The organism is Pseudomonas sp. GWSMS-1 (assembly GCF_049847425.1).
Classification (GTDB): domain Bacteria; phylum Pseudomonadota; class Gammaproteobacteria; order Pseudomonadales; family Pseudomonadaceae; genus Aquipseudomonas.
In genome coordinates this window covers 2,234,970-2,260,262 of sequence record NZ_JBMHHV010000005.1, presented here as the reverse complement: position 1 = coordinate 2,260,262, position 25,293 = coordinate 2,234,970, and the positions used below count along the sequence as shown (strand labels likewise).

Genomic DNA, 25,293 nt, shown 5'->3' with positions numbered 1-25,293 from the left:
GCTGTGTACAACGCGGCGCTGACCCTGCCGAGAGTACGGTACAAGTGCTCCGGTGTGATGTGAAGGAGTAAACATGGCGGTCTACAACTACGACGTAGTGGTGTTGGGTTCTGGCCCTGCGGGTGAGGGCGCGGCAATGAACGCGGCCAAAGCCGGGCGCAAGGTGGCTGTGGTTGATAGTCGCCGCGAAGTCGGCGGTAACTGCACCCACCTGGGCACCATTCCTTCCAAAGCGTTGCGCCACTCGGTGCGACAGATCATGCAATTTAATACCAACCCGATTTTCCGTCAGATCGGCGAGCCGCGTTGGTTCTCCTTTCCCGATGTGCTGAAAAGCGCTGAGCGGGTGATCGCCAAGCAGGTCACTTCGCGCACCGGCTTTTACGCGCGTAACCGCATCGACTTGTTTTTCGGCACCGGCAGCTTCGCCGACGAGCACACCGTCGAAGTGGTCTGCTCTAACGGGGTCGTCGAAAAGCTTGTGGCCAAGCAGATTGTAATCGCCACCGGCTCGCGGCCTTACCGTCCGGTGGACGTGGACTTCCACCACCCGCGTATCTATGACAGCGACACCATCCTCAGCCTTGGGCACACCCCGCGGCGGATCATCATCTATGGCGCCGGCGTGATCGGTTCCGAATACGCTTCGATCTTCAGTGGCCTGGGTGTGCTGGTCGATCTGATCGACAACCGTGATCAGTTGCTGAGTTTCCTCGATGCGGAAATCTCCGATGCGCTGAGTTATCACCTGCGCAACAACAATGTGCTGATTCGTCATAACGAAGAGTATGAGCGCGTTGAGGGTGTAGAAAACGGCGTGGTGCTGCACCTCAAGTCCGGTAAGAAAATTAAGGCTGATGCCTTTCTCTGGTGTAACGGCCGTACCGGCAACACCGATCAGCTGGGGTTGGAGAATATTGGCATCAAGGTCAACAGCCGTGGCCAGATTGAGGTCGACCAGGCCTACTGCACGCCTGTGCCGAGTGTTTACGCAGCGGGCGATGTGATCGGCTGGCCGAGCTTGGCCAGTGCCGCCGCTGACCAAGGCCGCTCGGCTGCCGGTAGCATCGTCGACAATGGCAGCTGGCGTTTTGTTGATGATGTGCCGACGGGTATTTACACCATCCCCGAGATTAGTTCGATCGGTAAGAACGAGCGTGAGTTGACTCAGGCCAAGATCCCTTACGAAGTCGGTAAGGCATTCTTCAAGGGCATGGCGCGGGCACAGATTTCACAAGAGCCGGTGGGCATGCTGAAAATTCTGTTCCACCGCGAAACGCTGGAAGTGCTGGGTGTGCACTGCTTCGGTTACCAGGCCTCGGAGATCGTGCATATCGGCCAGGCGATCATGAACCAGAAGGGCGAGGCGAACAGCATCAAGTACTTCGTCAACACCACGTTCAACTACCCGACCATGGCCGAAGCCTACCGGGTCGCGGCGTTCGACGGCCTCAATCGGCTTTTTTGAGCGGCTCCGGCCGGTGGCCTGAGCCGGCCGGGGAGAACCCGTTCAGTGACTCCTGCGACTGGCGTTGGCCCAATCGCGAAAGTTTCTGATTAGGCTTAATAAAAAACCGGCCCAAGTGGCCGGTTTTTTATGCGTGATCTTTGGCTTAGGTGCTCAACCCAACGTCTGTACAGCGAGCCCTGGGAAATCGGTGATGATGCTGTCCACCCCAAAATCGGCCAGGCGACGCATCAGCGCCGGCTCGTTGACTGTCCATACGGAGACATGCAGGCCGGCTTTTTGTGCTTTTAGCAGGCGCTCCGGGGTGCACAGTGTCCAGTTCAAGACCAGTAAATGGCAGCCGTAATGCTTGGCGACTTTAAGTGGGTCAAGCCAGGCGTATTCGGCGACCAGGCCACGTTGCAAATGCGGTGTCAGGCGTTGCAGGGCGCCGAGTACCTCGCGTGAGCTGGACGTGACAGTGACTTTGTCAGTCAGCTTGTAGCGCTCAGCCAGATCGCTAATGGCCTCAACCATGCGCGCCGCGCGGACCTTTGAGGCGCTTTTGACTTCCAGCTGCCAGTGCTCGAAGTCGCACTGTTGGAACAGTTCTTCCAAGCGTGGGATGGGGCAGGGCGACACGGCGTCTGGCCCAGCTTTGCGCGCGTCGTAACCCACCAGTTCAGCGGCGTCATGTTCGACCACCTTGCCGCGGCGGCCGGTGGTGCGCTTGAGCGTGGGGTCATGAATTACCATCAGCTCGCCATCGCGCGATAGATGCAGGTCCAGCTCGCAGCGGCGTACGCCATGCTTAAGGCATTGCTGGAAGCTGGCTAGGGTGTTTTCCGGCACCTCGCCCTTGGCGCCGCGATGTCCATAGATAACTGTCACTGTGGCTCCTTGTTGTGCCGGGTTGTGCCGGGCTGATGATGGCGGACGCTGCTGATTACGTGCGTGTTCTCAAAATAGACACTGAACTCGCGGTAATCCCAGCGGGTAATCGGTGGGTTGCCAACGCTGGGGTGTTCTTCATCGGCCAGGCCGAAACGTTCCAGTACGGCGCGTTGTGACTCACCCAGCTGCGGTAGCGAAACCCCACTGGCTCCTTGCTGGCCCAGAGGGATTTGCAGGGTGTCGGCGAACGCACTGAAGGGTAGCAGCAGGGCAATAAGCAGAAACAGGCGTGGCATATCGGCTCGCTATCAGGGTTGTGGTGGCTGCTCGCGGGCCTGGCGACGTTCCAGTGCTTGGCGCTGCAGGATATGCCGGGCGAGGAGTTGGCGTTGGGCATCGCTGAGAGCTTCGAATTCCGCCCCAATCTCAAATTGCTGCGACGCTAATGCCTGGCAATGCACCACCTTGGCTCGTAACAGCAGGCCCAGGGCTTGCGGCATCAGCACCATCTTCAGTGCCAGGTGCGCCCCCTCGGCCACTGGCTGATTATTATTGAAGCTGACGCCCCCTTCGGAGAGGCTGACCCGGCGCGGTGTGCCGATGTCGCGCAGCAGGCTTTGCGCGACGGCCTGGCCGAGCAGGTCGATGCGCTTGTTCATGACCTTGAGGTAATTGGCCAAGGTACGATCGCGTTCGGAAATATGCCGCAGCAAATGCTGCGACTCGAAGTCCATCAAATGCAGGTCGCTGAGTAGGTTGAACAGCGGCGAGTTGTCGTGAAGTTCGTCACTGGCCAGGGCCTCAGCGCCCGAGAGTAGGGTGAATTCCAGTGCGATCGTATCGTCGATACGATAGTATTCGCGGCGATCATTTTCATCTTGAGTCGGCATGGCGAACCCATGGCAGCAGTAGTGGTCAGAGTGTAAGGCTGCTCGCCAACCCCCGCCACAAGGACGTTTCTTTTTCCCTCAAGTCAGCCTCGAAATGTACAGACCCCTGTTCGTATTTATCGGCACGCGCTACACGCGGGCCAAGCGCCGTAACCACTTCGTTTCGTTTATTTCCCTGACCTCGATGATCGGGCTGGCACTGGGTGTGCTGGTGATGATTCTGGTGCTGTCAGTGATGAACGGTTTCGACCATGAGATGCGCACCCGCGTGCTCGGCATGGTGCCGCACGCCACGGTGGAAAGTACCACGCCGATCAACGATTGGCGCCGCCTGGCTGAGCAAGCGCAAAGCAACCCGCAGGTGCTGGCCGTGGCACCGTTCAGCCAGATGCAGGGCTTGCTGACCAACGCTGGCAAGGTGCAGAAAGTGCTGATCAATGCCGTTGATCCGCTCGAAGAGACCAAGGTCTCGATCATTGACAATTTTTTTCAGCAGGGCCGTTTGCAGGCGCTGCAGCCCGGCGAGTTCGGCATGGTGCTGGGTGACAAAGCCGCCGCCAAACTGGGCGTCGGTATGGGCGATAAGGTCACTTTCGTAGCGCCTGAGGTTACGGTGACGCCGGCTGGCATGTTCCCACGGCTTAAGCGTTTTACCGTGGTTGGCATCTTCCATGTGGGCGCCGGCGAAATTGACGGCCACCTGGCCCTGACCCACGTGCAGGATCTGGCGCGCTTGCAGCGTTGGCAGCCCGATCAAGTGCAGGGCATTCGCCTGAAATTTGCTGATCTGTTCGAAGCTCCCCGCACCGCCTGGGCGCTGGCGCAGACCCTCGGTGAGGGCGACTACTATGCCCGCGACTGGACCCGCACCCACGGCAACCTGTACCAGGCGATCCGCATGGAGAAGGCGATGATTGGCCTGCTGTTGCTGCTGATCGTCGCAGTCGCGGCATTCAACATCATCTCCACCCTGGTGATGGTGGTCACCGACAAGAAGGGCGATATCGCCATTCTGCGTACCTTGGGCGCGACGCCACGGCAGATCATGGCGATCTTTATGGTGCAAGGCACGGTGATCGGCGTATTCGGCACAGCCATCGGTGCAGTGCTGGGTTGTCTCGCTGCCTTGAATATCAGCAGTGCCATTGCTGCGCTGGAAGGCGTGTTGGGAATCAAATTCCTCAATGCGGATGTGTACTTCATTGACTACCTTCCGTCGCAGCTGATGCTGGCGGACGTGCTGCTGGTCTGCGGTGCGGCCCTGGTTCTAAGTTTTTTCGCCACCCTGTATCCGGCCTGGCGCGCGGCGCGTACCCAGCCCGCGGAGGCCCTGCGTTATGAATGATCAGGTTATGAGTGATTCGGTTATGCAAGATCGTGCAGTGTTGAGTTGTCGCAACCTCGGTAAAAGCTACGACGAGGGCCCGCAATCGGTTGTCGTGCTGCAAGACTTGCAGCTGGAGCTGCACCCTGGCGAGCGCGTGGCGATTGTCGGTAGCTCCGGCTCGGGCAAAAGTACCTTGCTGAATATGCTCGGCGGCCTCGATACGCCGAGCACTGGCAGCGTCTGGCTGGCCGGCGAGGAGTTATCCGCGCTGAATGAAAAACAACGCGGCCTGTTGCGTAACCGCGCATTGGGTTTTGTTTACCAGTTTCACCATCTGCTGCCGGAATTCACCGCGCTGGAAAACGTCTGTATGCCTTTGCTGATTGGCCGTACGTCAATCACTGAGGCACGCCAGCGCGCTACCGCGCTGCTGGAGCGAGTCGGTCTCGGTCATCGCCTGGCGCACAAACCCTCGGAGTTGTCCGGTGGTGAGCGTCAGAGGGTGGCGATTGCCCGCGCCCTGGTTAATCAGCCTGGGCTGGTATTGCTCGATGAGCCTACCGGCAACCTGGATCATCACACTGCGCAAGGCATTCAGGACCTGATGAAGGAGCTGAGCACGTCCTCGCAGACCGCCTTCCTGGTCGTGACCCACGACATGGAGTTGGCCCAACAAATGGATCGTATTTTGCGTCTCGAAGACGGCAAGCTGGTGGCCGCCTGATGTTTCGTCCGCTGAGTATCTTTATCGGTATCCGCTATACCGGGGCCAAGCGGCGTAATCACTTTATTTCCTTTATCTCGATGACCTCGATGATCGGCCTGGCGCTAGGTGTGCTGGCGATGATCGTGGTCCTGTCGGTGATGAACGGCTTCCAGAAGGAAATGAGCACGCGCATCCTCGGCATGGTGCCGCACGCCAGCATTGCCGGGGTTAAGCCGCTGGATGACTGGCACGTTGTGGCAGCTGCTGCGCGGCTCAACCCGCAGGTGCAAGCAGCGGTGCCCTTTGCAGAGCTGGAAGGCATGCTTTCGGTGCGCGGGGCTATGCAGCCGATACAGCTGCACGGCATTGATCCGGCGCTGGAGCCACAGGTCTCGATCATCGATAAGCATATGCAGCAAGGGCGCCTTAGCGATCTGCGTGAGGGTGAGTTTGGTGTGGTGCTCGGCGAGATCACCGCGAGGCGTTTCCAACTGCGTATTGGCGATAAGTTGGCGCTGATTGTGCCGGAGCTAAGCAGTGTACCGGGCGGTATCAGCCCACGTATGCAGCGCCTGAATGTGGTGGGTATCTTCAAGGTGGGTGCTGAGCTGGACAGCTCGCTGGCGCTGATTCACGTCGCCGATGCCGCGCACATTCAGCGCATGCAGCCAGGCCAGGTGCAAAGTGTGCGCCTGAAACTGCAGGATCTGTATCAAGCGCCACAGGTGGCTGCGCAGATTGTCCGTGGCCTGGGCGCGGGTTACACCTCCAGCGACTGGACCCTGACCCAGGGCAGCCTGTTCAGTGCGATGAAGATGGAAAAAACCATGATCGGGCTGTTGTTGCTGCTGATCGTCGCCGTGGCGGCCTTCAATATCATTGCCACGTTGATCATGGTGGTGGCGGATAAGGGCGCGGATATCGCCATTCTGCGTACCCTCGGCGCGACGCCAGGGCAGATCATGGGCATCTTTATGGTCCAGGGTACGGTGATTGGTGTGATCGGTACGGTGATCGGCGCGGTGCTGGGTGTGCTCGCTGCGCTGAATGTCAGCCAGCTGGTGGGCTGGGTCGAGCGCTTGAGCGGCCAGCAGGTGATGAGCTCGGATGTCTACTTCATCAGCAACCTGCCATCGGAGCTGCTGCTGTCGGATGTCCTGCTGATCTGTGGTGCAGCCTTTACCCTGAGTTTTTTGGCCACCGTCTACCCGTCTTGGCGTGCGGCGCGTATCCAGCCAGCCGATGCATTGCGCTACGAATAAGCTAGGCTGAGCAAAACAAAAAAAGCCGTTACTCAGTAACGGCTTTTTTGTTTCGGTGTTACGCGTCGTGTTGCTGGCGTTTTTCTTGGCGCTTGCGCCAGTTGTGCTGCACCCACCAGCGCCAGTAGGCATTGGTGCCGAAATAACCAATCAGGCCGAGCACCAAGCCAATCACCAGCGAGCCTAGGTAAAGCGGCTGCCAGTGGGTTTGCAAGACATGACCGACCCAGCTGATGGTGATGTGATCCGGCATTTGCAGGGTCGGTGTGTTCATCAGCCAGGCGCCGAATTTATAGCTGCAGTAGAACACCGGCGGCATGGTAATCGGATTGGTCAGCCAGACTAGGCCAATCGAGATCGGAAGATTAGCCCGGCCGGTTATTGCACTTGCTGCGGCAGCCAGCATTTGCAATGGCATGGGGATCATCGCCCAGAACAGGCCGATAGCCATGGCGCGCGAAACGGAATGGCGGTTCAGGTGCCAGAGGTTGGGGTCATGAATTAGGCTGCCCAGAAAACGCAGGGATTTATTGTCCTTGATGCGGTCTGGGTGAGGCATGTAGCGCTTAAATAAACGACGCGGCATGAAGGCTCTCTGGCAGGTAAAAGCGCCGTCATTATGCACCCATTGCGCGCTGCCTGCTTTCACACTTTGTGACAGCAAATAAGCAAGCGAGGGTCTTCAGGCTAAGTATTCTCCCTGACTCAAGGAGTGAGTCTATGCGCAGCGGCATATTAGCGTTGGTGGCCGGGCTACTGACGCTGCGTTTTCTTCCAGCCTTGCCGCCGTTCTGGTTGCTGGCTTTCCTGCCAATTGTGGGGTTGATGCTGTTGCCGTTCCGCAGCTATCCCATTGCCTTGTTTTTGTTCGGCTTTACGTGGGCCTGCGTCTCGGCGCAGTGGGCGCTGGATGATCGTCTGGCACCGTCATTGGATGCGCGCACGCTGTGGTTGCAGGGGCGGGTGGTCGGCCTGCCCGAGGTCAGTGAGGGGGTGGTGCGCTTCCAGTTAGAGCAGGCGGTTTCGCGCCGCGGGGCGTTGCCCGAACGTTTACGCCTGTCTTGGTATGGCGGCCCGGCGCTGCATGCGGGGGAGACCTGGCGCCTAGCGGTTCGCCTCAAACGCCCCCATGGTTTGGTCAACCCGCAGGCATTTGATTATGAGGCCTGGCTGCTGGCACAACGTATTGGGGCTACCGGCACAGTGAAAACGGGCGAGCTGATATATCCAGCCAGTGGCGCCGGGGCGTGGCGTGACCGCTTGCGGCAACATCTATTGGCAACTCCAGCACATGGCCGTGAAGGAGCCTTGGCCGCGTTGGTGCTGGGTGATGGGTCCGGGCTGTCGACGGCAGATTGGCAGGTGCTACAGGCCACCGGCACGGTGCATCTGATGGTGATCTCAGGCCAGCATATAGGTCTGTTAGCAACGCTTTTGTATGGCCTGGTCGCAGGGTTGGCGCGTCTGGGGTTGTGGCCGCGGCGCTGGCCCTGGTTGCCCTGCGCCTGTGTGCTGGCTTTAACGGGCGCTCTAGCTTATGGCGTGTTGGCGGGGTTTGAGGTGCCGGTACAGCGCGCCTGTGTGATGGTCGCTCTGGTGCTGTTATGGCGCTGGCGCTTTCGTCACCTGGGTGTGGGGTTGCCTGTGTTGCTGGCTTTGCTGGCGGTGTTGCTATTGGAGCCGCTGGCCAGCTTGCAGCCTGGGTTCTGGTTATCCTTTAGCGCGGTGATGCTGTTGATTCTGATCTTTAGCGGCAGGCTGGGTGCCTGGCCTTGGTGGGGCACGCTGCTACGCGCGCAGTGGGCTATGGCGATTGGCTTGCTGCCCTTCTTGCTAGCGCTTGGTTTGCCCGTGAGTGCCAGCGGGCCCTTGGCCAATCTGGTGGCGGTGCCTGTAGTGGGCCTGCTGGTAGTGCCGCTGGCCTTGCTCGGTACGCTATTGCTGCCCTTGCCTGGGTTGGGGGCAGCGTTGCTCGGCGTTGCCGGTTGGGTGCTGGATTGGCTATTCGGCTTGCTTGCGCAGTTGGCCCTGTGGATGCCTGCCTGGTTACCCAGTGCGTTGCCATTCTGGGCCTGGCTGCTGGTGGCGTTGGGTGCGTTGGTGCTGTTATTGCCGGCCGCCCTGCCAGTGCGCAGTCTTGGGGTGTTAATGCTGCTGCCGTTGTTGTTCACCGCGCAGCCGCGGCCTGAGCACGGTAGGGCTGAGGTGTGGATGCTGGACGTTGGCCAGGGGCTGGCGGTGCTGGTGCGCACTCAAAAACATGATGTGCTGTATGACGCCGGGCCGCGCTTTGGCGAGTTCGATACCGGCGAACGGGTGGTGCTGCCCTCCCTGCGGGCACTGGATGTGCGTGGGCTTGATCTGCTGTTACTCAGTCATGCCGATAGCGATCATGCTGGCGGTGCTGTTGCCATTAAGCGTGGGCTGTCGGTTGGGCGAGTCATCAGTGGTGAGCCATACAAGCTGGCGCGCACACTTCAAGCAGAGGCCTGTGTCACAGAGCGCTGGCAGTGGGACGGCGTGCACTTCAGTACCTGGCAATGGGCGGATGCGGCCGATGGTAATCAGGCGTCTTGTGTGTTGCGCATCGAGGCCAGTGGTGAGCGCCTATGGCTGACCGGTGATATCGATAGTCAGGCTGAGCGCGCGCTGCTCAATAGCGGTTTGGCGATGCCGGCACATTGGCTGCTGGCCCCTCACCATGGCAGCCGCAGCTCTTCGTCTGCAGCATTGCTGGCGGCGGTTAAGCCGGACACTGTGTTGATTTCACGGGGTGCACACAATGCTTTTGGTCATCCGCATGCTGAGGTTATGGCGCGTTATCAGGCGATTGCGGCGCAGCCTTATGACACCGCTCGGCATGGCGCGGTACGGATTCGCCTTGGTGCATTCGAGCCGGCGCAAGGTTTGCGTGATCACGCACGTTTTTGGCGGGAAAAATGAGAACGGCAGCGGTCGGCGAGGCCGCGACCCTATGCTAGAGTGGCGCCACTTTTGTGAAGGGGATCTGCCACCGTGTGGGAACTGGTAAAAGCTGGCGGCTGGATGATGCTGCCGATCATTCTGTGTTCTATCGCTGCGGCCGGCATTATTGCCGAGCGCCTGTGGACACTGCGGCCGAGCCGCATCACCCCACCCAATCTGCTTGGTCAGGTATGGAAGTGGATCAAAGAAAAGAAACTGAATAACCAGAAGCTCAAGGAGCTGCGCGCCAATTCGCCGCTCGGGCAGATCCTCGCTGCCGGGCTGGCCAACTCCAAGCATGGTCGCGAGATCATGAAAGAGTGCATTCAAGAAGCCGCCGCTCGGGTGATTCACGACCTGGAGCGCTACTTAAATGCCCTGGGTACCATCGCCGGCATCGCGCCGCTACTGGGCTTGCTCGGCACGGTGCTGGGCATGATTGAAATCTTTAGCTCGTTTATGGGCTCGGGCATGGCCAATGCAGCATTGCTTGCTGGCGGTATTTCCACGGCGCTGATCACCACGGCTGCGGGCCTGATGGTGGCGATTCCGGCCCTGTTCTTCCACCGCTACCTGCAGCGCCGGATCGATGAGCTGGTAGTTGGCATGGAGCAGGAAGCGATTCGTCTGGTGGAAGTGGTACAAGGCGACCGCGATGTTGATATGGGCGAGGGCAAGGCGTGAAGTTCCGGCGTAAACCGCGGGAAAACGTTGAGATCAACCTGGCCTCGTTGATCGACGTGGTATTTATCCTGCTGCTGTTCTTTGTGGTGACCACGACCTTTACTCGGGAAACCCAGCTTAAGGTCGATCTGCCGGAAGCCGTCACGGGTACTCCGCCAGAACAGACTGAGCTGAAGCAGCTGGAAATCCTGATTGCCGCCGATGGCAGCTATTCGCTGAATGCCAAGCAGTTGCTGAAAAGTGATCTGCCCAGCCTGATGGCAGCGCTGCAGAAAGAGTCGGAAGGCGATAACAGTCTGCCGCTGATCATCAGCGCCGATGCTAAGACGCAGCATCAGGCGGTGATTACGGCCATGGATGCCGCCGGCAAACTGGGCTTTGCCCACCTGCGCATGACCACCATTGAGGCGCAAGCCGCGCCTTGAGGCTTGCCCGTCGATGAGTATGGCTGACCGCATTACGGCTGCCTGGTACGCTGGTCATCCGGCGCTTGTCCTTCTGCGTCCGCTGGAGTGGTTATATCGCGCAGTGGTGCAGCGCAAGCGTGCGCGCTTTCTCGCGGGTGAGGGCGAGATCTACCGCGCACCGGTACCGGTTGTGGTGGTGGGTAATATCACCGTCGGCGGCACCGGCAAGACCCCGATGATTCTCTGGTTGATCGAGCACTGTCGTAGCCAAGGGCTGCGTGTCGGTGTGGTTAGCCGCGGCTACGGTGCGCAGCCGCCACAGTTACCCTGGCGGGTGCAGGCTGATCAGGCTGCCAGCATGGCCGGTGATGAGCCTCTATTGATCGTGCAGCGCAGTGGTGTGCCACTGATGATCGATCCGGACCGCAGTCGAGCCGTGGCGGCCTTGCTGGCTGAGCAGCCGCTTGACCTGATTCTCAGTGACGACGGTTTGCAACACTACCGTTTGGCCCGTGATCTGGAATTGGTGCTGATCGATGCGGCGCGCGGCCTGGGTAATCGCCATTGCCTGCCTGCCGGTCCGCTGCGTGAGCCGGTCGAGCGTCTACAGAGTGTCGATGCATTGCTCTATAACGGCGCATCAAGCGATCCGCAGGGCGGCTATGGGTTTACGTTGCGGCCGCATACCCTGGTCAATCTGCGCAGCGGTGAACAGCGCCCGCTGAGCCATTTCCCCCCGGTCAGGCCCTGCATGCGGTTGCCGGTATTGGCAACCCACAGCGTTTCTTCAACACCCTCGAAGGGCTACACTGGCGGCCTGTCGCGCACGCCTTTGCCGACCATGCGCCGTACAGCGCCGAGCTGCTGAATTTCAGCCCGGTGCTGCCGCTGGTGATGACGGAAAAGGATGCGGTCAAGTGCCGTGCCTTTGCGGCTGACGATTGGTGGTACCTGGCGGTGGATGCCGAGCCCTCGGCTGCGTTTGTCGCTTGGTTTGATCAGCAATTGCAGCGCCTTGTGCCGCGCACCTGATTGTTCTGATCATTCGGCGGTTTCGTCCGCCTCAGCAACTGCTTCCTCTCAAGGATCTCCCATGGACCCGAAACTACTCGATATTCTCGCCTGCCCACTGTGTAAGGGGCCGTTGAAGCTCGTGGCTGATAAAAGCGAGCTGATCTGTAAGGCCGACGCGCTGGCCTTTCCCGTGCGCGATGGCATCCCCGTGATGCTGGAAACCGAAGCGCGCACCCTCAACGTTGACGAGCGTCTGGACAAGTAAATGAGCACTGCTTTTACCGTTGTGATTCCGGCGCGCTTCGCTTCCAGTCGTCTACCGGGCAAGCCGCTGCAGGATATTGCCGGCAAACCGATGATTCAGCATGTCTGGGAGCAAGCCTGCCAGAGCAGTGCCCAGCACGTAGTGGTGGCCACCGATGATGCGCGGATCGTCGAGGTGTGCCGTGGTTTTGGTGCGCAGGTGGTATTGACTCGCGTCGACCATAACTCAGGCACCGACCGCTTGGCTGAAGTGGCCGCGGCTCTGGGCCTGGCAGGCGATGCCATTGTGGTCAATGTGCAGGGTGACGAACCGCTGATTCCGCCGGCGATCATCGATCAGGTGGCGGCCAACCTGGCTGCCAATCCGCAGGCGGTCATCGCCACCCTGGCTGAGCCGATTGAGGATGTGCAGGCGCTGTTCAATCCCAATGTGGTCAAAGTGGTCAGCGACAAGACCGGTCTGGCCCTTACCTTTAGTCGTGCGCCGCTGGCCTGGGCGCGGGATGCCTTTGCCAAGAGTCGTGATGAGCTGCCTGCAGGTGTGCCATACCGCCGGCATATCGGCATCTACGCCTACCGTGCGCAGTTTCTGCATGATTTTGTCAGCTGGGGGCCGTGCTGGCTGGAAGACACCGAGTGCCTGGAGCAGTTGCGTGCGCTCTGGCATGGCGTGCGTATTCATGTTGCCGATGCCCTCGAAGCACCGCCGGCGGGTGTTGATACCGCAGAAGATCTGGAGCGGGTTCGTCGCCTGCTGGGGGCCTGATGCGCGTTCTGTTTGTGTGCTTGGGCAACATCTGCCGCTCGCCCACGGCGGAAGGCGTTTTGCGCCACAAGCTGCGTGAGGCTGGGCTGGCAGGGCGCATTGAGGTTGATTCGGCAGGCACGGGCGATTGGCATGTCGGCAAGGCTGCCGACGTGCGCACCCGTGAAGCCGCGCAGCAGCGCGGCTATGATTTGTCCGCTCTGCGTGGGCGGCAGGTCAAGGCCGCAGATTTTCATGCCTTTGACCTGGTGTTGGCGATGGACGCCAGCAATCTGCATGACTTGCAGCAACTCCGTCCAAGCAGTGCCGCAGCCGAGTTGGATCTGTTCTTGCGCCGTTATCAGTTGGCGCTTGATGAGGTGCCTGATCCTTATTACGGTGGTGAAGCCGGTTTTGCCCAAGTGTTGGACTTGATCGAGCAGGCCTGTGATGCCTTGGTACTTGAGCTTAAGGAGCGTGTATGAGCCTGCAAGTGAGCACTCAGGTATCGCTGAAGCCCTATAACAGCTTTGCCGTTGAGTCCCAGGCCAGCCATTTTGCCGAGGCTGAGAATGATCAGCAGGTGCGCGAGGCGTTGAGTTACGCGCATGCGAAGCAGTTGCCGTTACTGTTGCTGGGCGGCGGCAGCAATCTGCTGCTCACTGCTGATGTTGAGGCGTTGGTGTTGCGCATGGCCAGTCGCGGTATTCGCCTGCTTGCGGATGACGGCGAGCGCGTACTGATTGAGGCGGAGGCGGGTGAGCCTTGGCATGCCTTTGTGCAGTGGACCCTGGCCCAGGGCTTTGCCGGGCTGGAAAACCTCAGCCTGATTCCCGGCACCGTGGGTGCTGCGCCGGTGCAGAACATCGGTGCTTATGGGGTTGAGCTGAAGGATCTGTTTGCGGGTTTAACGGCCCTGGATCGATACACTGGCCAGCTGCGCGAATTTTCTCTGCAGGACTGCGCCTTTGCCTACCGCGATAGCCTCTTCAAGCGCGAAAGTGGGCGTTGGGTCATTCTGCGTGTGCGTTTTGCCTTGAGCCGCGCGGCTGCACTGCATCTGGATTACGGTCCGGTGCGCCAGCGTTTGACGGAGCAGGGCATCAGTGTTCCGACGGCGCGGGATGTCAGCCAGGCTATCTGCGCTATTCGCAGTGAAAAACTGCCTGATCCAGCTGTGCTGGGCAATGCCGGCAGCTTCTTTAAAAATCCCTTGGTATCGGCTGAGTTGGCGCAGCGTTTGCGCGATGAATATGCGGATCTGGTGGCCTATCCGCAGGCCGACGGGCAGGTCAAGTTGGCTGCTGGCTGGCTGATCGAACGGGCGGGCTGGAAGGGTTTTCGCGAGGGTGATGCGGGTGTGAATCGCTTGCAGGCGCTAGTGTTGGTCAACTATGGCGCGGCCACAGGTGCGCAGCTGTTGGGGTTGGCGCGGCATATTCAGGCTGATGTTGCACAGCGTTTTGCGGTTGAGCTGGAGATTGAGCCTAACGTGCTGTAAGGCACGGCCAATAGACTCGCGAGCGATGATGTGCGCGGGTAATAACGCAAAAGGGGATGCCGAAGCATCCCCTTTTTTATTGCCTGTAGCGGATTAGATTTGCGGTTTGGCCACTTCTTTATCCTGTGCGTCAGTCTCTGCTTCAGTAAACAACGAGCTTTGCGGCTCTTGCTTTGCTTCAGCTTCTGCTGGCGCTACGGCGGGTGTTTCTGCTTCAGCTGCAGCATCAGTGACCTGCTCAGCGGCAGGTGCTGCCGGGGCAGTAGCTGGAGCTTCTGCGGCTGCACGAGCCAGGCGCTCGGCCTCGCGCTTACGACGGCGCACTTCACGCGGATCGTTAGGTGCGCGACCGCTGCTGCTGGCGACTACTGCAGGTGCGGCCTCAGCGGCTGCCACTTCGGCAACCGGCTCAGGAGCAACAACTGCGGCGGCTTCTTCAACAGCCTGTGCCGGTGCCTCAACAACAGCAGGCGCTGGTGCAGCTTCGCTGGCTTCAACGGTTTGAGCGGCTTCAACCGGCGCTTCGATGGTCTCTGCGACAGGGCTGCTTACGGCTTCAATAGCCGCTGTTTCAGCGACCTGTTCAACTGCTGCTTCAACAACTGCATCAGCCGTTACTTCAGTAGTCGCTTCAACGGGCGCGGTTGGCGCTTCAGCTGTGGCCGCTTCAGGTGCTTGCTCCTGCTTGGCAACAACAACCGGCGCAGGCTCCACTGCCGCTGGTGCTGCTTCATCTGCAGTTGCAGTAACAGCGCTAGTGGCTGCCGCTGTTGCGATTAATGCAGTGTCTGCATCGCTGGTTGTTTCTGTTGCCTCTTCGCTGCCCTCAATCGGGTTGCCGTTGGCATCGCTCTGGCGCTCGCGACGATTGCTGCGACGACGCTGGCCGCGGGAGCGGCGACGTGGGCGATCACCGCCTTCGCTACCGTCCTGCTCCTCATCTTGCAGTGCTTCTTCGGCATTCAACGCTTCTTCTTCAGCAGCGGCGGGCGCTTGCTCGGCGCGCGGCTTGCGCTCTTCGCGTGGTGGTCGCGGCTGGCGCGGTTCACGTTGTGGACGCTCTGCCTGAGCTTCATCGCTCACGGTGGTGCTGTTGTTTTCTGCGGCGTCCAGTGGCTCACGCAGTTCGCGGGTCTGACGCTCTTCACGTGGCTTGCGGTCGCGCGGTTGGCGCTCTTCGCGTGGCGGACGCGACTGGCGGACTTCCTGCGGCTCGCGAACCTCTACGACATCACGTGGGCTACGTTCCTCGCGAGGTGCACGCTCTTCGCGTGGCGCGCGCTCTTCACGTGCGACGCGGGGCTGGCGCTCTTCGCGTGGTGCGCGCTCCTCGCGTGGTGCGCGTTCTTCACGTGGCTTGCGATCTTCGTTGTTGCGACCGCCACGGTTGCGGTTCTGCTGGCGACCGTTACGACGCTCATCGCTACGCTGTGGGCGTTCGCTGGCTTTCTTCTCGACTACCGCTGGCTTTTCTTCTTCCTTGCCGGCGAACAGGCTGACCAGGGATTTGACCAGGCCCTTGAACAGGCTCGGCTCGGCTGCAGCAACAGGCTGAGCGACAACGGCTTCAACCGGGGTTGGCGCGGTGCGCTGCGGCGCGGTCTTGATTGCAGCTTCTTGGCGAACCAGGGTGCGAGTTGCCGCAGCCTGCTTCTCTTCTTCCACTTCAATGGTTGCCATTTCATAGCTGGATTGAGTGGACTGCGCTTCCGGGCTGTCGTCACGGATACGGGTGACTTCGAAGTGCGGGGTTTCCAGGTGGTCGTTTGGCACGATCACAATGCGTGCCCGAGTGCGCAGTTCGGTCTTGGTGATCGAATTGCGTTTCTCGTTGAGCAGGAAGGCCGCAACGGTAATTGGCACCTGTGCACGCACTTCGGCAGTGCGGTCTTTCAGGGCTTCTTCTTCGATCAGGCGCAGGATAGCCAGCGACAGCGATTCGACGTCACGGATGATGCCTTGGCCGTTGCAGCGCGGGCAGACGATGCCGCTGCTTTCGCCGAGCGATGGGCGCAGGCGCTGGCGCGACATTTCCAGCAAGCCGAAGCGTGAGATGCGGCCCACTTGTACGCGGGCGCGGTCAGCTTCGAGGCTTTCGCGGACTTTTTCTTCCACGGCGCGTTGGTTCTTCGCCGGCGTCATGTCGATAAAGTCGATAACAATCAGGCCGCCGATATCACGCAGGCGCAGCTGGCGGGCGATTTCTTCGGCCGCTTCCAGGTTGGTCTGCAGGGCAGTTTCTTCGATGTCGCTGCCTTTGGTGGCGCGCGCCGAGTTGATGTCGATAGACACCAGGGCTTCGGTCGGGTCGATGACCAGGGAGCCGCCCGATGGCAACTTCACTTCGCGCTGGAAGGCGGTTTCGATCTGGCTTTCAATCTGGAAACGGTTGAACAGCGGCACGCTGTCTTCGTACAGTTTGATCTTGCTGGCGTACTGCGGCATCACCTGGTTGATAAAGCTCAGGGCTTCCTGCTGCGCTTCGATGCTGTCGATCAGTACCTCACCGATATCCTGGCGTAGGTAGTCGCGGATGGCGCGAATGATTACATTGCTTTCTTGATAGATCAGGAACGGTGCGGCGCGATCAAGTGAGGCTTCCTTGATGGCGGTCCAGAGCTGCAGCAGGTAGTCGAGGTCCCACTGCATTTCTTCGCTGGAGCGACCCAGGCCGGCTGTGCGTACGATCAAACCCATGTCGCTTGGTGCGACCAGGCCGTTCAACGCTTCACGCAACTCGTTACGCTCTTCGCCTTCAATGCGGCGCGAGATGCCACCGGCGCGCGGGTTGTTCGGCATCAGTACTAAGTAGCGGCCAGCGAGGCTGATAAAGGTAGTCAGGGCTGCGCCCTTGTTGCCACGCTCTTCTTTCTCGACCTGAACGATGACTTCCTGGCCTTCCTTGAGCACGTCTTTAATGTTGACGCGGCCTTCTGGGGCCTTGCTGAAGTATTCGCGGGAGATTTCTTTGAGCGGGAGAAAACCGTGGCGTTCAGAGCCGAAGTCGACGAAAGCGGCTTCGAGGCTAGGTTCTACGCGGGTAATTTTGCCTTTGTAGATGTTGGATTTTTTCTGCTCACGAGCGCCGGACTCGATGTCCAGGTCATATAGCTTTTGCCCATCTACTAGGGCGACACGCAGCTCTTCGGGTTGAGTTGCGTTAATCAGCATTCTTTTCATGTAATACCGTCGGTTTCCGGTGCTGGCGGAAGCGGCGTTCGGCACACACGACTTCAGGGGTCGGTGTTAGGTGCGTCAGGAACGGTCGTAAAGCGTTCCAGTGTCTAGCGGCGATCAGCTTGTTGTGCTGGGCCGCGACGGACGTCTCCTGCTCGCTGTAACTAACAGAAAGCACTAAGTCAGGAGGAGGAATCAGCTGTTGGTAGCGGACGAGATGAAGCGTCTTGGTAAAGCGAGCTGCTACGCGGACCAACAGTTGTACGTCTCCACCCTACACGTATCGCTGAAACTCGGGTGCCGCTCGCGAAAATCCGCAGCGGGTTAACTATTATCGCAACTGTCCAGAGGGGCAGGTTGCGCATCATGGCTTAAAGGCTTTGTTTCCGAGTTATTCAAAGCCTAAGTGGCTTTATTTCAATCGAATAACCCGTTGGACGGCCTTGCGTCCCAAATGAATTGCGTTAGCAGGGGGTGGCAGTTTTGACGAGCACCCGCAAACTAGGCCGCTTTTGGCGGCGTTCCCGACTATAGCAGCAATGATTAAGTGCTTCAATTCCATAAAAATTGTTATGATTGCGCGATGACAAATCCTTCCCCTCCAACCTCCGGCGTTCAGCTGCTCGAGGTTGCGCCGGAACTTGCCGGCCAGCGCATCGATAACTTTCTCCGCACCCAGCTGAAGGGTGTTCCTAAAACGTTGATTTACCGGATTTTGCGTAAAGGCGAAGTGCGCGTGAATAAAGGTCGGGTCAAGCCCGAGTACAAGCTGCAGGCCGGCGACATCATTCGTGTGCCGCCACTGCGTTTGGCTGAGCGTGATGAGCCTGAGCCGCTTGCGCAGGGGCTTCTTCAACGCCTTGAAGCGGCGATTGTCTATGAAGATAAAGCGCTAATCGTGCTGAATAAGCCGGCGGGCATTGCGGTGCATGGCGGTAGCGGATTGAACTACGGGGTGATAGAAGCCTTCCGTCAGTTGCGCCCGGATGCCAAGGATATTGAGTTGGTTCACCGTCTGGATCGCGACACCTCGGGTCTGCTAATGATTGCCAAGAAGCGCAGCATGCTGCGTCACTTGCACGAGGCGTTGCGTGGTGATGGCGTGGACAAGCGTTACATGGCGTTGGTGCGTGGCAATTGGGCTGCAGCCAAGAAGCAGGTCAATGCGCCGTTGCTAAAGAGCAATTTGCGCTCCGGTGAGCGCATGGTTGAAGTTAATCCTGAGGGTAAGGAGGCTTTGACGATGTTCCGTGTGCTGCGCCGCTTTGGTGAGTTTGCCACGTTGATCGAGGCCAAGCCTGTTACCGGGCGTACCCATCAGATCCGTGTGCATGCGCAGCATGCCGGGCATTGCATTGCCGGTGACAGCAAGTACGGTGATGACGACTTCACCAAGGAGATACGTGGCCTGGGCGGTAAGCGCTTGTTTTTGCATGCGTACGAGTTAATCGTGCCGTTGCCCGATGGCGGCAAGCTCAAGTTGGAGGCGCCGGTTGATGAAATGTGGGCGCGAACCCTGGAGCGGCTAAGTGCGTGATTATCAGCTGCTGATTTTCGATTGGGACGGCACCTTGGTCGATTCCATTGGGCGGATTGTTGCCGCCATGCACATGGCGGCGGATGCCTGTGAGTTGCCGCGCTGCACGGATGAGCAGGTGCGCGGCATTATTGGCCTGGGTTTGCCTGAGGCAATTCGTTGTCTTTACCCCGATATGCAGAGTGCGGCCTTGGCGCAACACGTGCGTAAGAGCTACAGCGAGAATTATCTGGCGTTAGAGTCTGAGCCTTCATCGCTGTTTCACGGCGTGGCGGAGAGTTTGGAGGCGTTTCGTGCCGAGGGCTATCGTCTGGCTGTGGCCACTGGCAAAGGTCGGCATGGTCTGCAGCGTGTGTTAGCGGACCGAGGCTGGCTGGATTATTTCGACTACAGTCGCTGCGCCGATGAAACGGCGAGTAAGCCTGACCCGCTTATGCTGCACGAAATTCTTGCGCAAAGCGGTGTTACGGCCAGTCAGGCGTTGATGGTGGGCGATTCGTCCTTCGATTTGTTGATGGCGCACCGCGCTGGTATGGATTGTGTGGCGGTCGGCTATGGTGCGCAGTCGCTGCAGGCGTTGCGTGAGTGTCAACCGACGTTGGCTATAGAGTGTTTTACCGAGTTGCGCGCTTGGCTGGGTCAGCGTGCGTCTAATCAGTCAGTTGAGGTGGTATTGCATGGCAGATGAATGGAAAGCGTCGGCAGCAGCTGATGGTGATGAGAAGAGCTGGAAGTTGCTGGAGAAAACCCTGCTGGCTGGTGTGCAGGAGCAGCGCCGGTCGCGGCGCTGGGGGATTTTCTTCAAGTTGCTGACTTTTATCTATATTTTTGCCGCGCTGGCGCTCTTCTCGCCGATATTGGCGATGAAAAAGGGTGCGACTACAGGCAGTCACACTGCTCTGATTGAGGTGCGCGGGATGATTGCCGATCAGGAGGCCGCCAGTGCTGACAATATCGTCAGCAGTTTGCGGGCGGCGTTTGAGGACACCAATACCAAAGGTGTGATCCTGCGGATCAATAGCCCGGGCGGCAGCCCAGTGCAGTCGGGTTATATCTATGATGAGATACGTCGCCTGCGTGCCGAATACCCGGCAATCAAGGTGTATGCCGTGATTACTGATCTGGGTGCGTCGGGTGCCTATTACATAGCCAGTGCTGCCGATCAGATTTATGCCGATAAGGCCAGTCTGGTGGGGTCTATTGGTGTGACGGCGGCAACCTTTGGTTTTGTTGGGGTGATGGAAAAGTTGGGGATTGATCGTCGGGTTTATACCTCTGGCGAGCACAAGGCTTTTCTGGATCCGTTTCAGCCGCAAAAAGCTGAGGAAACCGAGTTTTGGCAAGGTGTGCTGAAAGCGACCCATCAGCAGTTTATTGCCAGTGTTAAGCAGGGTCGTGGTGAGCGTTTGAAGGATGCCGAGCATCCTGAGTTGTTCTCCGGTCTGGTTTGGTCGGGTGAGCAAGCTTTGCCATTGGGCTTAATTGATGCGCTGGGTAATACCAGCTATGTGGCGCGCGAAGTAATTGGTGAGAAAGAATTAGTCGACTTCACCGTGCAGGAGTCGCCGTTTGATCGTTTCGCCAAAACCATAGGGGCCAGCATGGCTGAGCGCATTGCGCTGTGGATGGGCTTTCAGGGGCCAGTGCTGCGTTAACAAGTGAGTCAGATCAAAGCGAGCCCGGTCATTGACCGGGCTTGTTACTTTATGGGAGTTCGATGCCGTTGGCGTGCAGCATATCCACAAGGCGGATCAGTGGAAGACCGATCAGGCTGTTGCTGTCGCTGCCTTCAGTGCTGCGAAACAAGCTGATACCCAGGCCTTCGGCTTTGAAGCTACCTGCGCAGTCGAAGGGTTGCTCGGCTGTCAGGTAACGCGTGATTTGCGCTTCGCTGAGTGGGCGGAAATGCACGGTGAACGGGATGCAGTCTGTTTGTTGTTGGCCGGTCGCGCTATTAAGGAGTGTAAGTCCAGTCAGGAAGGTCACGCTGTTGTCGCTCGCAGCCAGCAGTTGTTCGCGGGCGCGCTCCAGTGAGTGAGGCTTGCCGAGGATTTGTGCGCCTAATACTGCGACCTGGTCCGAGCCGATAATCAGGTGTTGTGGGTAGGTTGCGCTCAAAGCGTGAGCTTTTTCCTGTGATAGTCGGCGTACGAGGGCTTCTGCGCCTTCATTGGCGTGCCTTGATTCGTCGATATCCGGTGCGCTCCAGGTGAATGGCAGGCGCAGGCGGGCGAGGAGTTCACGTCGGTAGGGTGAGCTTGAAGCGAGCACCAAGGGCAGCACGGCGATTTCCTGTATGGGTTGTCTGGCGAGTGGTGGATTCTATCCATCGCCTCAAATGCTGGACAGGCCGAATTTCCTTTGACAGGGGTGGGTTGCATCCCTAGAATGCGCCGCCTATGTCAAATGACCCGATTCCACCTCACGTTGATCCGCGCAAATTAGCCGACCGCAGCGCTACCCTTGAAGGTAAGCTGCAGCTTGCAGATTTGCAGCGCCTCTGCGGCCCGCTTGCCGATAACCAAGGCATGGTGCGTACGAAGTTCTCTTTCGAGCGCGACGAGCGCAATGCTGTGGTTTTTCACAGCGAGCTCGAGGTTGAGGTCAAGATGGTTTGCCAACGTTGTCTGGAACTAGTCACTTTGCCGATCCATAGCGAGTGTGATTACGCTGTGGTGAAAGTAGGTGGGAATACCCAGTCAGTGCCGCAAGGCTATGACGTTATTGAGTTGGATGAAGACCCATTGGATCTGCTGGCGTTGGTTGAAGAGGAGCTCTTGCTCGCTTTGCCCATTGTCCCGGCTCATGACCCTAAAGATTGCCAGCAGCCGGCCGGCCTCGTAGAGCCCGAGTCGAGCGAGGACGAGGTAACGCGGTCCAACCCGTTCAGTGTATTGGCGCAGTTAAAGCGTGACCCAAACGTTTAGGAGTTAATTAGTTATGGCTGTTCAGCAGAACAAAAAATCCCGTTCCGCCCGTGACATGCGTCGTTCGCACGATGCTCTCACTGCAAGCACCTTGTCGGTTGAGAAAACCACCGGTGAAATGCATCTGCGTCACCACGTATCGCCAGAAGGCGTTTACCGTGGCCGCAAAGTGATTGATAAGGGCGCTGACGAGTAAATCTTGTCTGCTCCAATCATCGCGATTGATGCAATGGGTGGGGACTTCGGTCCCCACTGCATTGTTCCAGCCTGCATCTCCTGCTTGGCTGAGTACCCTTCGTTGCACCTGGTCCTTGTCGGCCAATCTGAACTTATTGAATCGTTGATTGCACGCCATGCTGGTGTCGATCGCGCGCGCCTGCGTGTTGAGCATGCCGATGAGGTCATTGGCATGAGTGACCAGCCTGCTCAGGCCTTGCGTGGCAAGCCCGGTTCGTCGATGCGCATCAGTCTTGAGTTGGTTCGCGATGGTGTGGCGCAAGCCTGTGTCAGTGCCGGTAATACCGGGGCGCTGATGGCTTTGTCGCGCCATGTGCTGAAAACGCTGCCCGGTATTGATCGTCCGGCCATGGTCGCGGCCGTTCCGACGCAGGCGGGTTTCTGTCATTTGCTTGACCTGGGTGCCAATGTCGATTGCAGTGCCGAGCACCTCTATCAATTTGCGGTGATGGGTTCGGTGGCGGCAGAGGTGTTAGGTGCGGCGCGCCCGCGTGTGGCGTTGCTGAATGTGGGCACCGAGGACATCAAAGGGAATCAGCAGGTTAAGTTGGCGGCCAGCTTGCTGCAGCAGGCCGAGGGTTTGAATTACATCGGCTTTGTGGAGGGGGACGGGCTTTACCGGGGCGAGGCTGATGTGGTGGTGTGTGATGGCTTTGTTGGTAATGTCCTGCTTAAGTCGAGTGAAGGCCTGGCAGTGATGATTGCTGGGCGGATTGAGGCGTTGTTCAAGTCCAGCCTGGCTGCGCGAATGGTTGGGCTGTTGGCGTTACCGCTGTTGCGTCGCTTGCGGGGTGAGTTGACCCCCGCTAAACACAATGGTGCGAGCTTGGTTGGGCTGCAGGGTATTGTGCTGAAAAGCCATGGTGCTGCCGGTCCGGAGGGCTTTAAAAGCGCCATTCGCCGAGCCTTGCGGGAGATTGAAGAAGATTTGCCGCGGCGTTTGCAGGGGCGACTGGGCAGGCACCTGCTTTAGAATGTGACCGCAGCGGGCAGCCTGTCATCCAACTGTCAGTTTCCTGCGCTTGGCTAAGCTGGGCGCGTATTACCGACGATCACGAACATTAGGAACAGGTTTCCATGTCTGCATCTCTCGCATTCGTCTTTCCAGGTCAGGGCTCCCAGTCTTTGACTATGCTCGCCGAGCATGGTGCACAGCGGCCGCTGATTCTTGATACGTTCGCCGAGGCTTCCGAAGCCCTTGGCTATGACCTCTGGGCGCTCACTCAGCAGGGCCCTGAAGAGCAACTCAATCAAACCGATAAAACCCAGCCGGCAATTCTGACGGCCTCTGTGGCGTTGTGGCGTGCGTGGCTGGCTGAGAGTGCAGCGCGTCCGGCGTTTGTCGCCGGCCATAGCCTGGGTGAGTATTCAGCTCTGGTTGCCGCCGATAGCCTATCGTTGGGTGCTGCGGTCAAGCTGGTTGAGCATCGCGGCCAGTTGATGCAGCAGGCCGTTCCAGCTGGGCAGGGCGGTATGGCGGCGATTCTCAGTTTGGACGATGCTGACGTACTGGCTGCCTGCGCCGAAGCGGCGCAGGGTGAGGTGGTCAGCGCGGTAAACTTCAATGCGCCGGGTCAGGTGGTGATTGCGGGTGGTAGGGCTGCTGTTGAGCGGGCCATTGAGGCCTGCAAGGCGCGTGGCGCCAAGCGCGCCATGCCGTTGCCGGTCAGCGTGCCATCGCACTGCGCACTCATGCGACCAGCGGCTGAGCGCTTTGCTGAAGCGGTGGCGGCGATTGACTGGCAGACGCCGCAAATTGCTTTGGTGCAGAACGTCAGCGCGGCAGCAGTGACTGATCTGGACGGGCTCAAGCGTGATTTGCTGGCTCAGCTCTACAGCCCAGTGCGTTGGGTTGAGTCAATCGTTTGCCTGTCTGCGCAAGGTGTGACTGATTTGGTTGAGTGTGGGCCGGGAAAAGTGTTGTCTGGTTTGAATAAGCGCTGCGTCAAAGGCATCAATACCCACAACCTAGACACCCCAGACGCCTTCGCTGCAGCGATTGCAGCTCTGGTCTGATTAAGGAGAAACGTTATGAGCCTGCAAGGTAAGGTTGCATTAGTCACCGGCGCGAGCCGTGGCATTGGCCAGGCGATTGCCCTGGAATTGGGTCGTCAAGGTGCTGTGGTGATTGGCACTGCCACGTCGGCCTCGGGTGCTGAGCGTATAGCGGAAACACTCAAGGCGAACGGTATTGAAGGTGCCGGTCTGGTGCTGGATGTCAGCGACAGTGAATCAGTTACCAGCACCCTCGAACATATTCAGCAACACCATGGTCAGCCGTTGATCCTGGTCAACAACGCCGGCATCACCCGCGATAATCTGATGCTGCGGATGAAAGACGACGAATGGTTCGATGTGATCAACACTAACTTGAGCAGCCTTTATCGGATGACCAAGGCAGTGCTGCGCGGTATGACCAAAGCGCGTTACGGGCGCATCATCAATATTGGTTCGGTGGTGGGTGCCATGGGCAACGGCGGGCAGGTTAACTACGCGGCTGCCAAGGCTGGTCTTGAGGGTTTTGGTCGCGCCTTGGCGCGTGAAGTGGGCTCGCGAGCGATTACCGTGAATGCGGTGGCGCCTGGTTTTATCGACACCGATATGACCCGCGAATTGCCTGAAGCGCAGCGTGATGCGCTGCTCACTCAGATTCCGCTGGGCCGTTTGGGGCAGGCAGAAGAGATCGCAAAAGTGGTCGCTTTCCTCGCTTCTGATGGCGCAGCTTACGTCACAGGCGCTACTATCCCTGTGAACGGTGGAATGTACATGAGCTGAATGTGACGGATGGCTTCAGAAAACTGTCATAGATGCTGTCTAAAATCCGTTATAAAGCTGTAATAGATTTATAGGCAGATCGTTGAAGTGTTCGTGGGGCTCCCCGGCATTCAGCTTGAAATGCTAAAAACCCTTTCTATACACTTGGCTGCTGAACAGTGGCCTGGATTGTCCCATTAGGAGTGAGAACAACGTATGAGCACCATCGAAGAGCGCGTCAAGAAAATCGTTGCTGAGCAACTGGGCGTTAAAGAAGAGGAAGTAACCAACAGCGCTTCCTTCGTTGAAGACCTGGGTGCTGACTCTCTTGACACCGTTGAGCTGGTGATGGCTCTCGAGGAAGAATTCGAGACCGAGATCCCGGACGAGCAAGCCGAGAAGATCACCACCGTTCAGGAAGCGATCGACTACGTTACCGCTCACGCGTAAAACGTAATCGTCGGTTCCCGACTCGGAAAAGCCGCACGCCCTTGATCAGGCGTGCGGCTTTTCTTTAAGCGCATTCCAAGCGTTGAAAACTAGAAAAGGAGATTGC

General features: G+C 58.7%; 26 protein-coding genes and 1 pseudogene. 21 read left to right on the top strand and 6 right to left on the bottom strand.

Annotated elements, in window-relative coordinates; genetic code table 11:
* Positions 1-73: 73 nt before the first annotated feature.
* Positions 74-1,468 carry a Si-specific NAD(P)(+) transhydrogenase gene (sthA, locus tag ACEPAJ_RS14245; protein ID WP_425915554.1) on the top strand — a complete coding sequence of 465 codons (1,395 nt, stop codon included), beginning with the start codon at positions 74-76 and terminating at the stop codon, positions 1,466-1,468.
* A gap of 153 nt (positions 1,469-1,621) precedes the next feature.
* Here the strand turns inward: sthA and ACEPAJ_RS14240 are convergent, their stop codons facing one another.
* From ACEPAJ_RS14240 to ACEPAJ_RS14230, 3 genes are read right to left on the bottom strand one after another with little or no spacing between them, the layout of a single operon-like run.
* Positions 1,622-2,338 (bottom strand): glycerophosphodiester phosphodiesterase, encoded by a 717-nt coding sequence (locus ACEPAJ_RS14240; RefSeq protein WP_425915552.1) that lies wholly within the window; start codon positions 2,336-2,338, stop codon positions 1,622-1,624.
* Positions 2,335-2,637, bottom strand: a complete 303-nt coding sequence (locus ACEPAJ_RS14235) for a phosphodiesterase (RefSeq protein WP_425915550.1) — start codon at positions 2,635-2,637, stop codon at positions 2,335-2,337. Before ACEPAJ_RS14235 ends, ACEPAJ_RS14240 begins: the two co-directional genes overlap by 4 nt.
* A 12-nt stretch (positions 2,638-2,649) precedes the next feature.
* Positions 2,650-3,231 (bottom strand): PilZ domain-containing protein, encoded by a 582-nt coding sequence (locus ACEPAJ_RS14230; RefSeq protein WP_425915548.1) that lies wholly within the window; start codon positions 3,229-3,231, stop codon positions 2,650-2,652.
* Positions 3,232-3,325: 94 nt separating this feature from the next.
* On the opposite strand from ACEPAJ_RS14230, the gene ACEPAJ_RS14225 reads away from it, so the two are divergent.
* The 3 genes from ACEPAJ_RS14225 to ACEPAJ_RS14215 are packed head-to-tail and all read left to right on the top strand — an operon-like array spanning position 3,326 to position 6,526.
* Positions 3,326-4,576 carry a lipoprotein-releasing ABC transporter permease subunit gene (locus ACEPAJ_RS14225; RefSeq protein ID WP_425915546.1) on the top strand — a complete coding sequence of 417 codons (1,251 nt, stop codon included), beginning with the start codon at positions 3,326-3,328 and terminating at the stop codon, positions 4,574-4,576.
* A gap of 22 nt (positions 4,577-4,598) precedes the next feature.
* Positions 4,599-5,282 carry a lipoprotein-releasing ABC transporter ATP-binding protein LolD gene (lolD, locus tag ACEPAJ_RS14220; protein WP_425918047.1) on the top strand — a complete coding sequence of 228 codons (684 nt, stop codon included), beginning with the start codon at positions 4,599-4,601 and terminating at the stop codon, positions 5,280-5,282.
* A complete protein-coding gene (locus ACEPAJ_RS14215) occupies positions 5,282-6,526 on the top strand; it encodes a lipoprotein-releasing ABC transporter permease subunit (RefSeq protein ID WP_425915544.1) in 1,245 nt (414 codons plus the stop codon). The genes lolD and ACEPAJ_RS14215 overlap by 1 nt, the downstream gene beginning before the upstream one ends.
* A gap of 58 nt (positions 6,527-6,584) precedes the next feature.
* Here ACEPAJ_RS14215 and ACEPAJ_RS14210 read toward each other — a convergent pair whose 3' ends face one another.
* Positions 6,585-7,112 (bottom strand): DUF2062 domain-containing protein, encoded by a 528-nt coding sequence (locus tag ACEPAJ_RS14210; RefSeq protein ID WP_425915542.1) that lies wholly within the window; start codon positions 7,110-7,112, stop codon positions 6,585-6,587.
* 134 nt (positions 7,113-7,246) lie between these two features.
* Here ACEPAJ_RS14210 and ACEPAJ_RS14205 point away from each other — a divergent pair, with 134 nt between their 5' ends.
* The 8 genes and pseudogenes from ACEPAJ_RS14205 to murB all read left to right on the top strand — a co-directional run bounded on the left by ACEPAJ_RS14205 (position 7,247) and on the right by murB (position 14,105).
* Complete coding sequence (locus tag ACEPAJ_RS14205; RefSeq protein ID WP_425915540.1) at positions 7,247-9,469, top strand: DNA internalization-related competence protein ComEC/Rec2; 2,223 nt, start codon at positions 7,247-7,249, stop codon at positions 9,467-9,469.
* Positions 9,470-9,541: 72 nt separating this feature from the next.
* Positions 9,542-10,174, top strand: a complete 633-nt coding sequence (locus tag ACEPAJ_RS14200) for a MotA/TolQ/ExbB proton channel family protein (protein WP_090238163.1) — start codon at positions 9,542-9,544, stop codon at positions 10,172-10,174.
* Positions 10,171-10,599 (top strand): ExbD/TolR family protein, encoded by a 429-nt coding sequence (locus ACEPAJ_RS14195; RefSeq protein ID WP_425915537.1) that lies wholly within the window; start codon positions 10,171-10,173, stop codon positions 10,597-10,599. The genes ACEPAJ_RS14200 and ACEPAJ_RS14195 overlap by 4 nt, the downstream gene beginning before the upstream one ends.
* Positions 10,600-10,612: 13 nt before the next feature.
* Positions 10,613-11,613, top strand: a pseudogene (gene lpxK, locus ACEPAJ_RS14190) (tetraacyldisaccharide 4'-kinase).
* A 61-nt stretch (positions 11,614-11,674) separates the two neighbouring features.
* Entirely contained in the window at positions 11,675-11,860 is a 186-nt protein-coding gene (locus ACEPAJ_RS14185) for a Trm112 family protein (RefSeq protein ID WP_090238153.1), read from the top strand.
* Positions 11,861-12,625 carry a 3-deoxy-manno-octulosonate cytidylyltransferase gene (gene kdsB, locus ACEPAJ_RS14180; RefSeq protein WP_425915535.1) on the top strand — a complete coding sequence of 255 codons (765 nt, stop codon included), beginning with the start codon at positions 11,861-11,863 and terminating at the stop codon, positions 12,623-12,625.
* A complete protein-coding gene (locus ACEPAJ_RS14175) occupies positions 12,625-13,089 on the top strand; it encodes a low molecular weight protein-tyrosine-phosphatase (protein WP_425915533.1) in 465 nt (154 codons plus the stop codon). The genes kdsB and ACEPAJ_RS14175 overlap by 1 nt, the downstream gene beginning before the upstream one ends.
* Complete coding sequence (gene murB, locus ACEPAJ_RS14170) at positions 13,086-14,105, top strand: UDP-N-acetylmuramate dehydrogenase (protein WP_425915531.1); 1,020 nt, start codon at positions 13,086-13,088, stop codon at positions 14,103-14,105. Before ACEPAJ_RS14175 ends, murB begins: the two co-directional genes overlap by 4 nt.
* Positions 14,106-14,198: 93 nt before the next feature.
* On the opposite strand, the gene rne is transcribed toward murB, so the two are convergent.
* Positions 14,199-17,285, bottom strand: a complete 3,087-nt coding sequence (rne, locus tag ACEPAJ_RS14165) for a ribonuclease E (RefSeq protein WP_425915529.1) — start codon at positions 17,283-17,285, stop codon at positions 14,199-14,201.
* A 580-nt stretch (positions 17,286-17,865) separates the two neighbouring features.
* On the opposite strand from rne, the gene rluC reads away from it, so the two are divergent.
* From rluC to ACEPAJ_RS14150, 3 genes are read left to right on the top strand one after another with little or no spacing between them, the layout of a single operon-like run.
* Positions 17,866-18,819, top strand: coding sequence for a 23S rRNA pseudouridine(955/2504/2580) synthase RluC (gene rluC / locus ACEPAJ_RS14160; protein WP_425915527.1), 954 nt, complete (start codon positions 17,866-17,868; stop codon positions 18,817-18,819).
* Positions 18,812-19,507, top strand: coding sequence for an HAD-IA family hydrolase (locus ACEPAJ_RS14155; RefSeq protein ID WP_425915525.1), 696 nt, complete (start codon positions 18,812-18,814; stop codon positions 19,505-19,507). The genes rluC and ACEPAJ_RS14155 overlap by 8 nt, the downstream gene beginning before the upstream one ends.
* Positions 19,497-20,474, top strand: a complete 978-nt coding sequence (locus tag ACEPAJ_RS14150) for a S49 family peptidase (protein ID WP_425915523.1) — start codon at positions 19,497-19,499, stop codon at positions 20,472-20,474. Before ACEPAJ_RS14155 ends, ACEPAJ_RS14150 begins: the two co-directional genes overlap by 11 nt.
* 49 nt (positions 20,475-20,523) lie before the next feature.
* Here the strand turns inward: ACEPAJ_RS14150 and ACEPAJ_RS14145 are convergent, their stop codons facing one another.
* Entirely contained in the window at positions 20,524-21,102 is a 579-nt protein-coding gene (locus tag ACEPAJ_RS14145; protein ID WP_425915521.1) for a Maf family protein, read from the bottom strand.
* 116 nt (positions 21,103-21,218) lie between these two features.
* Between ACEPAJ_RS14145 and ACEPAJ_RS14140 the strand changes: the two genes are divergently transcribed.
* The 6 genes from ACEPAJ_RS14140 (at position 21,219) to acpP (ending at position 25,187) form a co-directional block, all read left to right on the top strand.
* The gene (locus ACEPAJ_RS14140; protein WP_425915519.1) at positions 21,219-21,746 is read left to right on the top strand and encodes a YceD family protein; all 528 of its coding nucleotides are present in this window, start codon (positions 21,219-21,221) and stop codon (positions 21,744-21,746) included.
* A 13-nt stretch (positions 21,747-21,759) separates the two neighbouring features.
* Positions 21,760-21,942: a 50S ribosomal protein L32 gene (gene rpmF / locus ACEPAJ_RS14135; RefSeq protein WP_090238127.1), complete on the top strand. Its 183-nt coding sequence runs from the start codon at positions 21,760-21,762 to the stop codon at positions 21,940-21,942.
* Between the two features lie 3 nt (positions 21,943-21,945).
* The gene (plsX, locus tag ACEPAJ_RS14130; protein WP_425915516.1) at positions 21,946-22,956 is read left to right on the top strand and encodes a phosphate acyltransferase PlsX; all 1,011 of its coding nucleotides are present in this window, start codon (positions 21,946-21,948) and stop codon (positions 22,954-22,956) included.
* A gap of 104 nt (positions 22,957-23,060) precedes the next feature.
* Entirely contained in the window at positions 23,061-23,999 is a 939-nt protein-coding gene (gene fabD, locus ACEPAJ_RS14125; RefSeq protein ID WP_425915514.1) for an ACP S-malonyltransferase, read from the top strand.
* Between the two features lie 15 nt (positions 24,000-24,014).
* On the top strand, positions 24,015-24,758 hold the full coding sequence (gene fabG / locus ACEPAJ_RS14120; protein WP_425915512.1) for a 3-oxoacyl-ACP reductase FabG: 744 nt from the start codon (positions 24,015-24,017) through the stop codon (positions 24,756-24,758).
* Positions 24,759-24,953: 195 nt separating this feature from the next.
* Positions 24,954-25,187, top strand: coding sequence for an acyl carrier protein (acpP, locus tag ACEPAJ_RS14115; protein WP_058066290.1), 234 nt, complete (start codon positions 24,954-24,956; stop codon positions 25,185-25,187).
* The last annotated feature ends 106 nt before the right edge of the window (positions 25,188-25,293 follow it).

Bases quoted from the DNA above. Each gene is read 5' to 3' on its own strand.
- sthA (WP_425915554.1), top strand. From the start codon at position 74: ATGGCGGTCTACAACTACGACGTAGTGGTGTTGGGTTCTGGCCCTGCG.
- ACEPAJ_RS14235 (WP_425915550.1), bottom strand. From the start codon at position 2,637: ATGCCACGCCTGTTTCTGCTTATTGCCCTGCTGCTACCCTTCAGTGCG.
- ACEPAJ_RS14230 (WP_425915548.1), bottom strand. From the start codon at position 3,231: ATGCCGACTCAAGATGAAAATGATCGCCGCGAATACTATCGTATCGAC.
- ACEPAJ_RS14225 (WP_425915546.1), top strand. From the start codon at position 3,326: ATGTACAGACCCCTGTTCGTATTTATCGGCACGCGCTACACGCGGGCC.
- lolD (WP_425918047.1), top strand. From the start codon at position 4,599: ATGCAAGATCGTGCAGTGTTGAGTTGTCGCAACCTCGGTAAAAGCTAC.
- ACEPAJ_RS14215 (WP_425915544.1), top strand. From the start codon at position 5,282: ATGTTTCGTCCGCTGAGTATCTTTATCGGTATCCGCTATACCGGGGCC.
- ACEPAJ_RS14210 (WP_425915542.1), bottom strand. From the start codon at position 7,112: ATGCCGCGTCGTTTATTTAAGCGCTACATGCCTCACCCAGACCGCATC.
- ACEPAJ_RS14205 (WP_425915540.1), top strand. From the start codon at position 7,247: ATGCGCAGCGGCATATTAGCGTTGGTGGCCGGGCTACTGACGCTGCGT.
- ACEPAJ_RS14185 (WP_090238153.1), top strand. From the start codon at position 11,675: ATGGACCCGAAACTACTCGATATTCTCGCCTGCCCACTGTGTAAGGGG.
- kdsB (WP_425915535.1), top strand. From the start codon at position 11,861: ATGAGCACTGCTTTTACCGTTGTGATTCCGGCGCGCTTCGCTTCCAGT.
- ACEPAJ_RS14175 (WP_425915533.1), top strand. From the start codon at position 12,625: ATGCGCGTTCTGTTTGTGTGCTTGGGCAACATCTGCCGCTCGCCCACG.
- murB (WP_425915531.1), top strand. From the start codon at position 13,086: ATGAGCCTGCAAGTGAGCACTCAGGTATCGCTGAAGCCCTATAACAGC.
- rne (WP_425915529.1), bottom strand. From the start codon at position 17,285: ATGAAAAGAATGCTGATTAACGCAACTCAACCCGAAGAGCTGCGTGTC.
- rluC (WP_425915527.1), top strand. From the start codon at position 17,866: ATGACAAATCCTTCCCCTCCAACCTCCGGCGTTCAGCTGCTCGAGGTT.
- ACEPAJ_RS14150 (WP_425915523.1), top strand. From the start codon at position 19,497: ATGGCAGATGAATGGAAAGCGTCGGCAGCAGCTGATGGTGATGAGAAG.
- ACEPAJ_RS14140 (WP_425915519.1), top strand. From the start codon at position 21,219: ATGTCAAATGACCCGATTCCACCTCACGTTGATCCGCGCAAATTAGCC.
- rpmF (WP_090238127.1), top strand. From the start codon at position 21,760: ATGGCTGTTCAGCAGAACAAAAAATCCCGTTCCGCCCGTGACATGCGT.
- fabD (WP_425915514.1), top strand. From the start codon at position 23,061: ATGTCTGCATCTCTCGCATTCGTCTTTCCAGGTCAGGGCTCCCAGTCT.
- fabG (WP_425915512.1), top strand. From the start codon at position 24,015: ATGAGCCTGCAAGGTAAGGTTGCATTAGTCACCGGCGCGAGCCGTGGC.
- acpP (WP_058066290.1), top strand. From the start codon at position 24,954: ATGAGCACCATCGAAGAGCGCGTCAAGAAAATCGTTGCTGAGCAACTG.